The organism is Paenibacillus sp. FSL H8-0315 (assembly GCF_038005365.1).
Taxonomy (GTDB): Bacteria; Bacillota; Bacilli; order Paenibacillales; family Paenibacillaceae; genus Paenibacillus_AQ; species Paenibacillus_AQ odorifer.
In genome coordinates, this window is record NZ_JBBOTA010000001.1 from 5,937,649 (window position 1) to 5,953,245 (window position 15,597).

General features: G+C 42.4%; 17 protein-coding genes. 15 read left to right on the forward strand and 2 right to left on the reverse strand.

The features are described from left to right. Window positions 1-24: 24 nt before the first annotated feature. Window positions 25-324: a hypothetical protein gene (locus tag MHB56_RS25690; RefSeq protein ID WP_076129917.1), complete on the forward strand. Its 300-nt coding sequence runs from the start codon at window positions 25-27 to the stop codon at window positions 322-324. A 38-nt stretch (window positions 325-362) separates the two neighbouring features. Further along, entirely contained in the window at window positions 363-1,073 is a 711-nt protein-coding gene (locus MHB56_RS25695) for an SAM-dependent methyltransferase (RefSeq protein WP_341144165.1), read from the forward strand. 76 nt (window positions 1,074-1,149) lie between these two features. On the opposite strand, the gene MHB56_RS25700 is transcribed toward MHB56_RS25695, so the two are convergent. After that, the gene (locus tag MHB56_RS25700) at window positions 1,150-2,364 is read right to left on the reverse strand and encodes an MFS transporter (protein WP_076129958.1); all 1,215 of its coding nucleotides are present in this window, start codon (window positions 2,362-2,364) and stop codon (window positions 1,150-1,152) included. Between the two features lie 175 nt (window positions 2,365-2,539). Here MHB56_RS25700 and MHB56_RS25705 point away from each other — a divergent pair, with 175 nt between their 5' ends. The 7 genes from MHB56_RS25705 to MHB56_RS25735 all read left to right on the forward strand — a co-directional run bounded on the left by MHB56_RS25705 (window position 2,540) and on the right by MHB56_RS25735 (window position 9,171). After that, a complete protein-coding gene (locus MHB56_RS25705; protein WP_179087399.1) occupies window positions 2,540-2,701 on the forward strand; it encodes a hypothetical protein in 162 nt (53 codons plus the stop codon). Beyond that, window positions 2,698-3,660 carry a phosphotransferase enzyme family protein gene (locus MHB56_RS25710; RefSeq protein ID WP_341144166.1) on the forward strand — a complete coding sequence of 321 codons (963 nt, stop codon included), beginning with the start codon at window positions 2,698-2,700 and terminating at the stop codon, window positions 3,658-3,660. The genes MHB56_RS25705 and MHB56_RS25710 overlap by 4 nt, the downstream gene beginning before the upstream one ends. Window positions 3,661-3,720: 60 nt before the next feature. Next, window positions 3,721-4,206 (forward strand): DUF3888 domain-containing protein, encoded by a 486-nt coding sequence (locus MHB56_RS25715; RefSeq protein ID WP_256715141.1) that lies wholly within the window; start codon window positions 3,721-3,723, stop codon window positions 4,204-4,206. A gap of 792 nt (window positions 4,207-4,998) precedes the next feature. Beyond that, window positions 4,999-5,334, forward strand: a complete 336-nt coding sequence (locus MHB56_RS25720; RefSeq protein ID WP_248548037.1) for a hypothetical protein — start codon at window positions 4,999-5,001, stop codon at window positions 5,332-5,334. Beyond that, a complete protein-coding gene (dnaN, locus tag MHB56_RS25725) occupies window positions 5,335-6,477 on the forward strand; it encodes a DNA polymerase III subunit beta (RefSeq protein WP_339281972.1) in 1,143 nt (380 codons plus the stop codon). A 1,185-nt stretch (window positions 6,478-7,662) separates the two neighbouring features. Continuing rightward, window positions 7,663-8,547, forward strand: coding sequence for an EFR1 family ferrodoxin (locus MHB56_RS25730; RefSeq protein ID WP_076179332.1), 885 nt, complete (start codon window positions 7,663-7,665; stop codon window positions 8,545-8,547). A 3-nt stretch (window positions 8,548-8,550) separates the two neighbouring features. After that, the gene (locus MHB56_RS25735; RefSeq protein ID WP_076179331.1) at window positions 8,551-9,171 is read left to right on the forward strand and encodes a hypothetical protein; all 621 of its coding nucleotides are present in this window, start codon (window positions 8,551-8,553) and stop codon (window positions 9,169-9,171) included. A 110-nt stretch (window positions 9,172-9,281) separates the two neighbouring features. Here the strand turns inward: MHB56_RS25735 and MHB56_RS25740 are convergent, their stop codons facing one another. Then, window positions 9,282-9,899, reverse strand: a complete 618-nt coding sequence (locus tag MHB56_RS25740; protein ID WP_076179330.1) for a nitroreductase family protein — start codon at window positions 9,897-9,899, stop codon at window positions 9,282-9,284. A gap of 221 nt (window positions 9,900-10,120) precedes the next feature. Here MHB56_RS25740 and MHB56_RS25745 point away from each other — a divergent pair, with 221 nt between their 5' ends. From MHB56_RS25745 to map, 6 genes are all read left to right on the forward strand, one after another. After that, window positions 10,121-10,963, forward strand: a complete 843-nt coding sequence (locus MHB56_RS25745) for a DUF2785 domain-containing protein (protein WP_076179343.1) — start codon at window positions 10,121-10,123, stop codon at window positions 10,961-10,963. A gap of 200 nt (window positions 10,964-11,163) precedes the next feature. Further along, complete coding sequence (locus tag MHB56_RS25750) at window positions 11,164-11,607, forward strand: DUF1641 domain-containing protein (protein WP_036685888.1); 444 nt, start codon at window positions 11,164-11,166, stop codon at window positions 11,605-11,607. 40 nt (window positions 11,608-11,647) lie between these two features. Then, window positions 11,648-12,826: an NAD(P)/FAD-dependent oxidoreductase gene (locus tag MHB56_RS25755; RefSeq protein WP_036685891.1), complete on the forward strand. Its 1,179-nt coding sequence runs from the start codon at window positions 11,648-11,650 to the stop codon at window positions 12,824-12,826. A gap of 164 nt (window positions 12,827-12,990) precedes the next feature. Continuing rightward, window positions 12,991-13,617 (forward strand): SGNH/GDSL hydrolase family protein, encoded by a 627-nt coding sequence (locus MHB56_RS25760; RefSeq protein WP_248548039.1) that lies wholly within the window; start codon window positions 12,991-12,993, stop codon window positions 13,615-13,617. Between the two features lie 168 nt (window positions 13,618-13,785). Beyond that, entirely contained in the window at window positions 13,786-14,772 is a 987-nt protein-coding gene (locus MHB56_RS25765; protein WP_341144167.1) for a hypothetical protein, read from the forward strand. Window positions 14,773-14,804: 32 nt separating this feature from the next. Continuing rightward, window positions 14,805-15,551, forward strand: coding sequence for a type I methionyl aminopeptidase (map, locus tag MHB56_RS25770; RefSeq protein WP_076218952.1), 747 nt, complete (start codon window positions 14,805-14,807; stop codon window positions 15,549-15,551). Window positions 15,552-15,597: the final 46 nt, after the last annotated feature.

Here is a 15,597-nt window from a genome sequence, read left to right on the forward strand (position 1 = left end):
AAAAAATAGAAAGGGCGGTGTTTGATGTTTTTTAGGAGGAAATTCAGTTTCTGGCTTTCGATTATAAGTATCATCATCTGTCTGAGTGACTATCTGGGGGTGGGGATCGCGAATATTATTCTTGTACGTTTGAACCCTATTATAGATACACTGATCTTTACAGAACCTTTTGAAAGCTTCATGGTTGATGTAAATAATCCGAGATGGGGAACCAATAGTGCGTTAATCAGCGTCAGATTCCCAACTTATATTATTCATTTTGGAACGTTTTTGATTTTGGGTATTCTAATGGATTACCTTATTCGTATATTAAAACAGAAGTAGAAGTGTAGATGAGCCTAGAAGAGGAAAGGTGAGCTGAGATGAGCGGAGCAAAGGGAAAACTTGATTTGGAGAGAATTGTTTTTATTGGCAGAACCTATGAGGAATATATACGTATGTTTGATTTGCTGGAATCAGATCTTATCGGCCAGAGCATTCTGGATTGTCCTGCGGGTGCTTGCTCTTTTACAGCAATAGCGAATCAGTTGGGTGGTGAAGTAACGGCTGCTGATATTGCTTACTATTACTCTGAAGATGAGCTGGCAGACAAAGGGGCTCAAGATATTGCGCATGCGATGTCCGGAGTGGAAAAAGTACAGGATAATTTCGTTTGGAACTACTTTAAATCAATCGAGGGACTGACCGAAGCGAGGAACGCAGCTTTAACCGCCAGCACTAAGGATCGAAGACAAACCCCGGAGCGTTATGTTCCTGTGATACTTCCGGATCTGCCTTTTGCGGATGAAGCATTTGATCTGACATTATCTGCTCACTTTCTATTTATGTACAGCGATCGGCTGGACTATGAATTTCATCTAGAGACTGTTAAGGAACTCATGCGGGTGACGAGAGGCGAGCTCCGAATCTTTCCACTAGTCGACCTCTCTTGTAAAAGGTATAAGCATTTAGACCGCCTTATTGATGATTTGGTGAGGCAAGGGTTTACTGCAGAGGAACTAGAGGTTCCTTATGAATTTCAAAAAGGTGCAAAGCAGATGTTGAAGATTAGAAGAGCAGAATTGTTCCTCTGAAATATAAAAAACGAGGGTGCCTCAAGCCATGATGACTTTGGGAGCACCCTCGTTTTTGTATACATATCTATAAAGCTTACGCTACAGTTTCTTTCCGTTCTGCTACAAAACAAGCTATGCCTAATACCAGACCAAGGCCCACTAGAACCGCACCGACCCAAGGAAGCGAAGTGATCGCTAGATGAGAAATAACCCAACCGCCAATAAAGGCACCCGCTGCGTTACCGAGATTCCCGGCGGAGTGGCTGGTCGTTGAAGCAAGTGCAGGGGCAGCCTGAGCCAGACTCATAATCCGTATTTGCAGACCTGGCATGACGGCAAAGGACACCATACCCCAGAAAAATATTGTGATTACCGCAGCTATTGGGCTATGCATCGTGAAGGAAAAGATCGTTAGAATCATACTGACTGCAAAATAAAGTCCCACGATAGAAGGCATCAGCTTCCAATCCGCAAGCTTTCCGCCAACGATGTTCCCGATGGTCACCCCACAGCCGAATAAGACTAGAATCCAAGTCACACTATGTTCAGCAAAACCGGTCACTTCTTCAAGCAGTGGAGTAATATATGTGAACACGGTGAACAAGCTGGCGTTCCCTAACGCCCCGATCAATAAGAATAGCAGCAGCTTTGGATTAGCCAGAGCAGCAATCTGCTGGATAACACTCGCTGGTTTCTCTTGTTTAAGCTTTGGAATAAAAATGAGGATGCCGATCAGCGCGGCGACTCCCATGACAGCAATCGCTGCAAATGAGGCCCGCCAGCCCATACTTTGTCCAATAAATGTTCCTAGAGGAACTCCGACAATATTGGCTATCGTTAAACCTGCCATCATAATAGATACGGCTCCGGCCCGCTTATTGGGTTGTACAAGATTGGATGCAATGACTGCGCCAACCCCAAAAAAAGTACCATGAGTTAAAGCTGTAATTATACGAGCTACCATGAGAACGGTATAGTTTGGTGCAAACACAGAGATTCCGTTGCCCAGTATAAAAAGAATCATGAGAAGACATAACAGTTTCTTTTGCGGAATACGCTGCGTGAGAATGGTCAGGATGGGTGCGCCAACGGCCACTCCAAGTGCGTACATTGTAATGAGTTGGCCAGCAGTCGAAATACTAACCTGTAAATCGTTGGCGACATTTGGTAAAATACCCATAATAACAAACTCAGTCATACCAATCGCAAAAGCGCCTACCGTAAGAGAAAGTATAGAGATGGGAAAGGGCTCTTTCCCTGCTCGTTCTTTGCGTGATTGTGCCTTGTTGAGGTTTGGAATTGCGTTCATGATGCCGATGTTCAACCTTTCTTCTGCCTGTAATGAAGCTCCACCTTGGTTAAGATGATAGATCCGACATGTAAGTATTGCTTTTCTATTATTTAGTTTTCTGAAAATATTTTCAAGATAAATATTTTTTTCAGATAGTTTTCATTTTTATAGATCATTGAAGGGATGGTTATTTATGAATGATGAAAGCCAAGTCCAAGTGCTTGAATTGCCGGAAATGAAGCGAGAATTTAATAGCAGTTTGCAGAGTAATGATCGTGGATTGGTTATAGAAATCTATCAATTTGCGAACTCTTCCTGGCCCGATGAGACTGAATTGTTCCTTCCTTTGCGATGAGAAAAAATTATAAGCAGGCAGCTTTAATAGCGCTTCAGAACTTTGACCTGGATTGGACGCAGATTCGTTTTAACCAGCTATCGGATACCTGTACCTTTGTTATAGAAACTAATAAAGAGGGAACTTTTTTACTGCGCCTTCATTCGGGGAGATCTAAAGAGGAAATTAACTCCGAAATCGCGTGGCTGGAGCTTTTGAAGAGCAAAATTGATGTCCCCCTGCCAAAAGGTGTTCATGATCGCACGGGTGCTGTAACGTTCAGAGTGGAACAGGGAAATGGAGAAGGTGTTTATGCCTCTTTAATGCGCTGGGTTGAAGGGGAACATGCGAATGAAAATCTTACCGAAGAACAAATTTACAAAGAAGGCGTTCTATTAGCCAAGCTACATAAGGCGGCACAGGAGCTGGAGTTACCCCCTGGCTTTAATCGTCCTGTTTGGGATGAACATAGCTTTCGAAAAGCAATGCTTCGTTTAAAGCTGCATTATCATTGTTTTCTTACGGATGATGAGTTTGTGCTGTATCAGTCGGCAGCTGAGAAATTATTCAACTGGTTAAGCAAGCAGCATAAAAATAAGAACAGAAGGTCTTATGGCGTTATTCATGGAGATTTACATCAAGGCAACATCATATTTAAAGAGGGCGAGCCTCGGCCGATTGATTTTGGAAGATGTGGTTGGGGGTATTATCTTTATGACGTGGCACATACCCTTCTTGGACTGTATCCATTGCAAAGAGAAGGGGTCATTAAGGGGTACGAAAGTATCGCCAAGCTTGATGGGGAGTGGGTTCAGACCTTAGAGAATTTTACGGTCATGGTTATGATCGAAAATTATTGCCATCACGCATCCGATCCTAGGGAAACCGAGGGTCTAAAAGCAGAACAGCCGTATGCGTTAGCGATCCTGAGAAATTATCTTAAGGGAGAACCCTTTCTTTTTAACAGGATTGAGATTTAACGTATAGAAATAGGGTCTCTTTGGGGAATTTATATAAAGTTCCCTAAGGAGGCTATTGTGATGAAAAAAAGCTGGATTGCTCCCCTTCTTGTCGCAGTGATGCTCGTTCTGACGCCACAACCTTGCTCCGCAAATAGGTTAATTCAACCTCAATCTGTAACACCTTCCAGGTCTGATTCGGGACTTCAACTGCCAGATCAAGATTCTCGCGAACTTAAGTTTCAAGACATGCTGATGTTATTTCTTTTACCCCATATTGAGAAAAAGATTGCAGATATTTATTCGCCGCTTTTGCGAGAATCGCCAATGGTTTATCCTTACTTTGTGGATGTGACTGAGGTGAAGCGGCTCAATGGTTTCCGTGGGTTTGATTTCTTGATTACACTTAACGTATATCCTACAGTTGGTCCACATATTTCAGTTGGAGAAGATACCATGACTTTTAGGATCTCTCCTGGTCCTAAGGTGAAGCTTGAATCGTTCAAGCATCTAAAAGACCCCAAAAAGTCAGACTTCCCACCAAATTATCAGAACATCCTGAGATAGTGTAGTTTCAGTAAGGCGCGTGGGTGGAAGAGTAGATGTTAATATGTGCCGCGCGTTGAGTTATGAGGCGAGCTATTTTTACATGAGTAGGGAGTTCTGAGGTAATGGAGATGGGAGTTGTAGGGAAAGGAGTCTTTGGGAGAGGGGATATGAGAGGGTATGAAGGTTGGGTTAGTGGGCGTGATGAGGGTGAGTGGAGGGGAGGAAGGTTGGGCTAGTGGCATGATGAGGTGAGTGAGAGGGTATGAAGGTTGGGTTAGTGGCATGATGAGGGTGTGTGAGGGGATGAAGGTTGGGTTAGTGGCATGATGAGGGTGTGCGTGAGGGGATAAAGATTGGGTTAGTGGGATGATGAGGGTGTGCGTGCGTGTGTCCGCGAGCGGGCAAACGGGATAGTTGCAGTTTATACACTTATTTGCAGGAGATAAGAAGCTTAGTCACTTTTAGTTGCATTTGGTGCAGTTAAAAGAAGTCTTTTCACACTAATTTGTTAATATCGTTGAATTTAGTTGCAGAGAATACACTTATTTCGCTCGGGCAGCACAATGTATTGTTTATAGTTGTATAAAGTGCAATTAACTCATACATTCCCAAACGATTTTAAGCAAAATAAAAAAATCCATGGGTTAACGTTGCAATACCCAACTCATGCCCAGCTCACCGCACACACTCCGATCTTTGGGGTGTTTTTTTGTGGTTAGAATTGTGGTGGATTAATGGCGATTATGGTATTATGAAATTAGTGGATATATTGATTTAAGTTACTAAATTCAAATATGGAGGTGTGAGGGATTGGGTGATCATAAATTCGAGGGCGAACAAAAGGGGAGCAGTATTAGCGAAATTAAAGATAAGGTCACTAGCGATAGCGCAAGTAACAACGAGGATAAAGTCAAAGTAGGTGTAGCTACTAAAGACGGGCAGTTGGGGTTTCTTTTTACAAGAGGGGGGCTTCGGGAAGGTGCAGGTAGAAAAAGCACTGGTGTAACTAAAAAGGTATCACTGACGTTATCTGAGGACGTTTGGCAGGAGATAGAGCAGGCTTGCGCGGATCAGAACGCATCTCGCTCCCAAGTATTTCGGAACATCATTGAGGCGCATTTTGTAAAGGAATCTAAGGAGAGTTAGGTGAAGTCTTTGCTAATCCATGTATCAAAAGATTCTCTTAGTACCGCTTTACAGGCAGCATTAAAAGCCATATCCGCGAATAGTTCCTCACGTGTTCTATCAGGAATACTTATTCAAGCGCAAACTCAGGGTCTGATATTAACAGCCAGCAATATAAGAATGACCATTGAATATAAGCTCCCTGTGAAGATGGATTCGATGGTTGTGCACAACACAGGTGAGATCGTAGTTCCCGCGCGTTATTTTTATGAGATCATTCGTAAGCTTGATCCTGGACTAATTAGGCTGGAAATCGTAGAGTCATTGATATTAAATATTCAATCAGGGAGCACTCAATTTCGTTTATGTGGAACGGATGTGGCAGAGTTTCCAAGAATCCAATACATAGATCATCCAAACATTCAAAGGATAAGCATGAAGAACACTCTCCTGAAGCAAATATTTAAAAGAGTGGTTTTTGCGGTCTCTTCATCGGAAGCCAGACCTGTGCTCACAGGAGTTTTGTTTCAAATAGATAAGCGAAATATTCGTGTGGTCGCCACTGATGGCATTCGCTTCGCCCAGCATGTTGTTGAAAGCGTAGAAGATTACGGGACAATTCCTTTAGATGTTGTAATCCCGGGCAGCACTCTGGAGGATCTTTTAAAAATATTAAACGATGATGCAGACAGCAGCACCGATTTAGAAATAGGCCCCAAGCAGATCAGATTTATTTCTAATGGATTGAGGGTTCAGTCTGCTCTTCTAGAAGGAACTTATCCCTCTGTCAATAATTTAATCCCAAAAGCGTACCTCTCCGAAGTGATTGTTAAGAAGGACCGTTTGTTACATGTGGTTGAACGTATTTCTATATTGGCTAGTGAGAGTGTTATGCTCAGCGTACTTCCTTCTAACATGCTAAGTTTAGTGTCCAAGACTGCAGAAATTGGGGATGTAAAAGAAGAGATTCCTTTGGAGCATCTGGAAGGTGATCATTTTCGAGTAGCATTTAACGGAAAATATTTCAGGGACATCCTTCGGGCGATCGATAGCGAGACGCTTAGAATCAGGTTCGCGGGAAAAGAAAGGGCACTGGTGATCCTGCCTGTGGACGTATCTTCGTCCACACTTTTTTTAATTACTCCTGTGAGGACGCATGATTGAGGATTTGTTAAGTACAGTATTTGAGTAGGTTTGGGTGAATAGCTGCAACTGAGTCCGATAGTGTGGCAAAATGAGCGGAATTATGGAAATAAGAGCAACTGAGTCCGAATAGTTGGTGAAAAGAACACCGCCTGCCAAATTTGATCCTAAACGTGCTGCCCATTGCTTAAACTAGCTGTCTTGGGCTCAACTTATCTACTTCGTGCGGAATTAGCTATCTATAGCTCAACTTAACTACTTCGTGCGGAATAAGCTACCTATGGCTCAACCTATCTACACCGTGCGGAATTAGCTACCTTTAGCTCAACCTATCTACTCCGTGCGGAATTAGTTCCCTATAGCTCAACCTATCTACTCCGTGCGTGGAATTAGTTCCCTATAGCTCAACCTAGCCGCCTACATCTCGAAACCAACTACCTTTTGCTCGATTGAAATCGTAGCGGACCGTATTGCAGCTATTTCAGCACATTGGTTCATTTTGCAAAGGTTTCGGACTGTATAGCTCTTATTGCCCCTGATTTGTGCAGAAAAGGAGTGCATTTGAGCGAATAGCTGAAACTGAGTCCGATAGTGTGACAAAACGAGCGAAATTATGGAAATAAGAGCAGCTGAGTCCGAATAGTTGGTGAAAAGAACACCGCCTGCCAAATTTGATCCTAAACGTGCTGCCCATTGCTTAAACTAGCTGTCTGGGGCTCAACTTATCTACTCCGTGCGAAATTAGCTATCTATAGCTCAACTTAACTACTTCGTGCGGAATTAGCTATCTATAGCTCAACCTATCTACACCGTGCGGAATTAGTTCCTTATAGCTCAACCTATCTACTCCGTGCACGAAATTAGTTACCTATTACTCAACCTAGCCGTCTACGTCCCAAACTTAGCAGCCTACATCTCGAAACCAGCTACCTTTTGCTCGATTGAGATCGTAGCGGACCGTATTGCAGCTATTTCAGCACATTGGTTCATTTTGCGAAAGTTTCGGACTGTATAGCTCTTATTGCCCCTGATTTGCGCAGAAAAGGAGCACATTTGAGCGAATAGCTGCAACTGAGTCCGATAGTGTGGCAAAATGAGCGGAATTATGGAAATAAGAGCAACTGAGTCCGAATTAGCCAAAACCCATCTCAACTTCACAGCTTTCCCAGACGGGAATGAGGTATATTTGATCTGGGAGGGGATGGAATGCATAATGCAAAGACGGCCATATTTTATTTCTCAGGTACGGGCAATACGGAGATTATTGCTAAGCAATTTGCTGAAAGGCTAAGAAGTAAAGGGCAAGATGTAGATTTGTTTAGAGTGGAAGATGTTTTTAAAGGCACTCGTTCTGTAGAATATGAAGCCTATGATCTTATAGGTATTGGTCATCCGGTTCTAGGCTTTGGCGCTTCCGGTTTTGTTGAACGTTTTGCAGAAGGGCTACCTGATTGTAATGGAACCCCGGCATTTGTATTCAAAACGGCATCCTCTCCACACTATATCAATAACGGTGCTTCGAATACGGTGCTTCGTTCTTTGCGTGGGAAGGGATATAATCCCTTTCACAATTCGATTTTGGCGATGCCATGTAATTTTTATATCAAATACAATGACAGGTTGAATAAGCAATTGTATCAAGCCGCACAGCGTAAGGTGGAATTGTTTGCAGAGGAAATCGTAAACCGGACACCACGAAATCTGCCGATTCACCCTGTGTTGGAGCGGGTTCTGAGAACAGTATATTATTGTGAGGAACACCAAGGGGGAAAATACTTCGCCAAAGGATTGCGTACAACGGACGCTTGCACACTATGCTTAAAATGTGTCAGAAACTGTCCAACATCCAATATTAGTAGCGGCGTAGAAGGAATTGTTTTCAGTCAAAATTGTTTATTATGTATGCGTTGTGTTTATTCTTGTCCTCAGAAGGCAATCCAAGCGACACGACTTAAGGCTAGCGTAGTAGATCCCTATACTGGAGGTCCGAAGCTTCATAAACTAATGAAGGATTCTGCGAATGATGGACGGTTTGTTACTCCCAAATCCAAGGGCTACTACAAGCATTTTATTAAGTATTTGGAGGAATGACATATGAATCTGTTTCGGATGGGATCGAAGCCACTGGGGATTGAGCGGATCAGCACATTTTTGGAGGATAATTATGTGAGTATCGGCTACCCCGGAATAGGGGATCTGGAGAATCTAAGCACAGAGGAACTTCATGATCGATTGATTGGCACATACCAATATAGTGAGTTGGAGCTTATGCAACATCTGCAAGCCCTTCAGCTATTTGTACATACGATGCAAGATGGAGATTATGTGCTGGTGGCCGATGGAGATTGGGTACATCTCGGGGACCTCGGAGATTATTTTTACAACGAGTTTACTGATAATGTTGACGAGGGTACATGCCATCGGCGTGGTGTGACGTGGTTGAAAAGTGTGCCGATTTCTGAACTAAACACAGGCGTGCGGGAGTTATTTAACCAAAGTGCACCGGTTGTACAATATAATGGTCCTAAACCAAGTGCTCGCTTGGATCTGTGGATTACAGGTGTTTCTGCTAATGAACAAGAAGTGAATAGTCCGCTGGAATTGGATGAGGAGACACTCTCTAAGGCGCTTAATATTTTGAAAGATGCTTTGATTTGTGATGACTCCGAACGACGGGAAAGAGCAGCTATAGCCATTTTACAATATGCGAAGTAGAGCCCCTCTTGTATATCGGGCACACGGTTCATTATCTTCATGATGAGTTCCAATTAAAAAACGTTCCACCCGCTACTTGCCTCGGATGGAACGTTTTGCTGTATCTATAATCAGATGAATTCAACGAATTCGTTGACTGGCTTACGGTAGCCGCGGGGTCTGATTTTATGTTTTTTGTCTTTGCCGATCGTGATCAGCATAACAGGTACCATATGATCCGGCAGATTCAAGGTGGATTGGATAGCATCAGCATCGAAGCCGATCATCGGGCAGGTATCCCAGCCTTTATCTTTGGCGATCAGCATAAAGTGCATGGCAGAGAGAGAGGCATTACGTATTGCTTCATCTCTTTGAAAAGCATCCTTATCAATGTAAGCATTGTTAATCATCTCTATTTGCTTATCATATTCCTCTTGTGACATCGCTCCTAAAGCTTTAAGCCCGCCATAGATTTCTGGAGCCTGCTGATAAGCATGCTTATCTCCCAGCACTACAATAACTGCTGAAGCAGTATGGATTTTATATTGGCCGTAAGCTGCTTCGCGAATTTCTTCTTTTAAGCTCTCGTTAGATATCACTTTGTAATTTGTATGCTGTAGATTATAGGCCGAGGGTGCCAATCTGGCATAAGAGAACATTTCCTCTAATTCGTTCTGAGGGATGATAACCCCTTCCACAAAATTCATAGCGGATCTGCGTGACTGAATCAAGTCTGTAAAAGCGCTCATAAGTATTCCTCCGTTGTGTATGTATTCGGTTGTAAAATATCAACACCTGATATTTGTAAATGAACTAACTAAATGTTACTAACTCAAAATAACACAGCTCAAAAAATTCGTCAATGATAAAATTTATTGAAGTTAATCTTGAACACCCTGTTGTCAAAAAATAGGACATAAATTAGGATATTAGGATATGTAGAAACACAGTGGATGAAAGGGTGGATAAATTGATTAATAGTAGAGAACAATTGATGATAGATTTGCAAAGAATCGAAGAGAATGACTACGAGCATAGAAGTGGAGAGGACATAAAGGATTATGTGAAGTTGATGCTTGAGCATATAGGAGATCCCGAGCCTGTACTGCGTGATGAATTGATTTATTCCACATTCTACAAATGGATTAATGAGAAACGTTGGTTTAATGATGCGGAGCTTCGTGAACTGCTGTGGATACTTCTTGACGAGCAGCATCTTTTTTATCACATTGGGAATAAAGAAGATCTGACGGTGTATACAAGAACATTTTCTGTATTGGTTGTTGCTCTTATTCTCCAGAGGCATAGGGAAATGGCTATATTGGATAGCTCTGAATTTATAAAGGTGAAGCAGGGTTTGATTCGTTATTATGAGGAAGAACGGGACTTAAGAGGTTATATGGAAAAAGAAGGCTGGGCACACGCAGCAGCCCATGGCGCAGACGCCTTGGATGAGCTGGTTTTATGCTCGGAGAGTGATGCCGAGGTGCGGGAAGAGGTTCTGGCAGTTATTCAAAAGATGCTTTATAACGATCAATACATATTCAGGGAGGAAGAAGATGAAAGGATTGCTACTATTATAGTTACAATCATCGATCATCATTTACTTTTACAGCAGTCTATAACCGATTGGATTCTCAACTTGGCGCAATGTGGCAGTTGGCCTAGAAGCCACAGCCAGTACGTTAATCGAATAAATACAAAGAACTTCCTGCGTTCTCTTTATTTCAGGTTACTTCTAACAGAGAAGAATATGGACATTGTGGATGTTTTATTGAAAACTGAGAAGAATTTGAATGAATTTGTACATTAATTCACTCAAACGGTTTTAATTAACACTAGTAATTTAAATAATTTATTATAATGTAATAAAAATCACAAATTTTTATGGAAATTCAAAAACTTTGTGACATTTATAACTTGATAAGTGCTATAATAGAAATATGGCGTTAAAAGTTCTTATGTTTTTTATTACTATTAAGCAGCAAAGCTTATTGCAGAGGAGATTTGGATATGTCAGAATCAATCACTCAAACACAACCTGAACAAGAATCACCAAAAGTAGCTGTTAGCAAGGAACAAATGGATGTTCTAGAACAGCTCTTGAAACCAGAAGTTCAGGAATCATTAACAGTCTTGGTGGAACAGTTGCCAAAATTAACTGAGCTTGTTGGCGTGCTTACAAAGTCCTATGACTTTGTGCAAACTGTCGCAGCGGATGATGTCTTGAAAAGTGATACGGTAAGTGCAATTAAAGAACTTGCTGAACCTGTAGTGCATTCCGCGAAGAATATGGCAGCTACAGTGATCGAAGCAAAAGATCGTGCGAATGAAAGTAACGAAGTTATTGGTCTTTTTGGTCTTATGAAGTTGTTGAAAGATCCACAAGCGCAAAAGCTTTTCCGTTTCGTAAATGCATACCTTCAAGTTGCTGGAGAACGCAGTAAGCAGAAATAATCATTTTCATATCTTATACGTAAGGGACGGAGGAAACATCATGTCTAAACATATTGTCATTCTAGGAGCAGGTTATGGTGGTCTACTAAGCGCCTTAACCGTACGCAAATATCTCAAAAAAGATGAAGCTAAAATTACTGTAGTTAATCAGTATCCTACACACCAAATCATTACAGAATTGCATCGTCTTGCAGCAGGTAGTGTTGCAGAGGGTGCTGTAGCTATGCCTCTAACTAAGCTTTTCGCAGGGAAAGATATTGACCTGAAAATCGCGAAGGTTAATTCATTTTCTGTGGAGAACAAACAAATTGTTCTTTCTGATGGTGTGACACTTACTTATGATGCGCTTGTTGTAGGTCTTGGCAGCACTACAGCTTATTTTGGCATTCCAGGGCTTGAACAATACAGTATGGTATTGAAATCAGCTGCAGATGCTAACAAAATTCATCAACATATTGAAGATCGTATTCGTGAATATGCGAAATCGAAAAATGAAGCAGATGCAAACATCCTGATCGGTGGCGGCGGCTTAACAGGTGTTGAGCTTGTTGGTGAAATCGCGGATGTATTGCCTACACTTACTAAAAAATATGGCGTTGATCCTAAAGAAATTAAGCTAATGCTCGTTGAAGCAGGTCCTAAAATCCTTCCAGTATTGCCAGATGCATTAATCGAACGTGCTGTAGCAAGCTTGGAAAAACGTGGTGTTCAATTCCTGACAGGTCTTCCTGTTACGAATGTAGAAGGCAATGCGATTGACTTGAAAGACGGTCAAAAAATTATTGCTAACACATTTGTATGGACTGGTGGCGTACAAGGAAATCCACTCATCGGCGAATCCGGTCTTGAAGTTAACCGCGGTCGTGCAACGGTGAATGAATTCTTGCAATCCACTTCCCACAAAGATGTATTCGTTGCTGGTGACAGCGCGGTGGTCTTTGCAGAAGATGGACGTCCTTACCCTCCAACTGCTCAAATCGCTTGGCAAATGGGTGAATTGATCGGATACAATCTGTATGCCTTCTTGAAAAATAAATCGTTTGAAAGCTTTAGCCCAATCAACTCTGGTACACTTGCTAGCTTAGGCCGTAAAGACGGTGTTGCCATCGTTGGTGCAAGTTCTACTCCGTTAAAGGGCTTGCCTGCAACTCTGATGAAGGAAGCAAGTAATATCCGTTACTTGTCCCACATTAAAGGATTGTTCAGCCTAGCTTACTAATATAGCTTAACCCTAAACCCTGCTCAAATCTGAGCGGGGTTTTTGTTATTGTTTTTTTAGTGAAATGTTTGCATTATTGATGTTTCACAGTAGGCTGTATTCATTGTATTTGATATAATAGATTGGGTTATATTAACAGAGGTAGTTAGAGGAGGATTTCATTTATGATATTCCAACAAAACGATGTCATTCTGTTTCAAGGGGACAGCATAACAGACTGGGGGCGTAATCATGAAGATGCTTCATCACTTGGAGTAGGTTATGCAATGATGGTCGCCGCTCGACTGGGGCATTTATATCCAGAGAAGAATCTTACTTTTTTTAACCGTGGTATTGGTGGCAACCGTATTGTTGATTTACAGGGACGGTGGGATAAGGATTGCCTGGATTTGAAGCCGACGTGGGTGTCCATTTATATTGGAATTAACGACACTTGGCGGCGTTTTGATTCTGGTGAAGAAACCACTCCCGAGCAGTTTGAAGCTTCATATCGGGACCTGATCGAACGCACTCGGAAATCTTTGAATGCTAAATTAGTGCTTATAGAGCCTTTTGTTTTGCCTGTACCGGAAGATCGTAGAACTTGGCGTCAGGATCTTGATCCTAAAATTCATATTGTCCGCGAGCTGGCACGTGATTATGGGGCGCCGCTGGTTCCGCTAGATGGACTTTTTGCAGCGGCTTCCGTAAAAGCAGAACCGGCTTACTGGGCATATGATGGAGTACATCCTACTCCTGCAGGTCATGCACTTATTGCGGATGCTTGGCTCAAAACGATGGGAGCAATCTAATCAATTGCCCTTTTAAGACTAGAACCACGCTTTAATAAGCAGGTTGTAGTCTTTTTTTAATCGCGTGTTCATAAAGTCGTTTTTATATATTTATAGACACTGTTATAATTGGAATATGCTTATGTATTGGAGGCGATTCGCATTAGGCGGTTAATATGGATAGCACCTTTGTTATTGGTCGTAGTGTTAAGCGGATGTAAAAGTGATTTGGGCTTTATCAATGCCAGATGGATCGAAGGCGTGTCGTTGACACCCGTGGCAACGAGTGATCAGAAACAAGCGGATCGTCCTTTGCACTCAGAGAGCTTAACGCTAAAGGATTCTGTTTTGATCAAGACGCTTGCGGAGGCTATGAACAAGAGTAAGAAATTTTCTGATGATCTGGATTGGGGTCCGGAATTTGAAATGAAGCTTGTTTATGGGGACGGCTATTCGGAAGATTATTACATAGCGCTTGGAGATCAACTTGGACATGAAGGGATGTTTACTACAGCAGAGAACAGCAGTCAGGGCTATACAATTCCTGTAAAAAACTCTGACCAGTTAAGAAAGCTCATTTATGGAACAATCGATACGGAGAACATTGAACAGGCAGACCCTGTGGAGACTTCTGTCGAGGTAACAGATCCAGTAACCCTATCACATAATGAACTGTCTCCGGTCACAGGCAGAGCGGGATTTTTAAATCTGCAACTGCTAGAGGGGACATATAGCGAAGATTGGACTACACCGAGTCCGTTAGCGGGAAGAAACTGGAGTGGCCGATTTAGGCTAGTAGTGACTGATGAGCATGGAAAAACACTGAGTAGCTATCCGTTAAATGATCAATTTGCCCAGACCTTTAATGATTTTTTCCAGCTTCAGTTTGAGGATTATAATGGAGATGGTGATCCCGATTTTACGATCGGACAATATGGAACGAGTGACGGTTATTTCTACAAGCTTTTTACACTCAGAAGAAATAACGTGATAGAAGAACTGCCTATTAAACCTGAAAATCAGCTGTTTATCAGCAGTCCTGAGCGGTATTCCATAAAACTGGATAAAGTTGATGAGCATAGCTTCAAGAGAAGTTACTACGATAACGCAGCAGGCAAACAAGTGGAAGATACTTTTCAGTGGGTAGGGAGTGCATTTCAGAGGCTGGACAAATGATTAATTCATGAAGTGAGAGGAATGTGTGTTGGATGACAAGTGATACGGTACAAGATTTAGAAGGGTTAAAAGCTATTGGAAAAGTGGTGGGCCACACCATCGCCGAGATGAAAAAGAAAGTAACCCCTGGGATGACGACTGCGGAGTTAGATCTTATTGGAGCTGAGATTCTGGAAAGCTTCGGAGCATCCTCAGCCCCGAAGATAACTTATAATTTCCCGGGCAGCACCTGCATCAGTGTGAACGAAGAGGTTGCTCATGGTATTCCGGGTCCGAGAGTGATTAATGCTGGCGATTTGATCAACATTGATGTCTCTGCTGAGCTGAATGGGTATTATGGGGATGCTGGCGTTTCTTTTCAACTGCCGCCCTATAACGATGATATTCTGCGTTTATGCCGGAGTACAGAGGAAACCATGATGAGTGTGATCAATCATCTGCGGGCAGGAATGAAGGTTAACGAGATCGGCAGAATGATGGAACTTGAAGCTCGCAAACGCGGTTATAGAGTGGTGCGTAATCTGTGCAGCCATGGAATTGGCAAATCACTGCATGAGAAGCCTTTTGAAATTCTACCCTTCTATAATCCAAGAGTGACCACGGTGCTAAAGGAAGGACAAGTAATTACAATAGAGCCCTTCCTCTCGACTGGAGCGGACTATGTGGAGCAGCAATCGGATGGCTGGACGCTAAGTGTTGTAGATAACGGTCGGGTAGCACAGTTTGAACATACGATTATCGTGACTAAAGGTGAGCCTGTTATTCTGACTAAGGCATAAAGAGTAGTGTGCGAACAGACCTTATTATTAATAGGTTGTGCCCCGC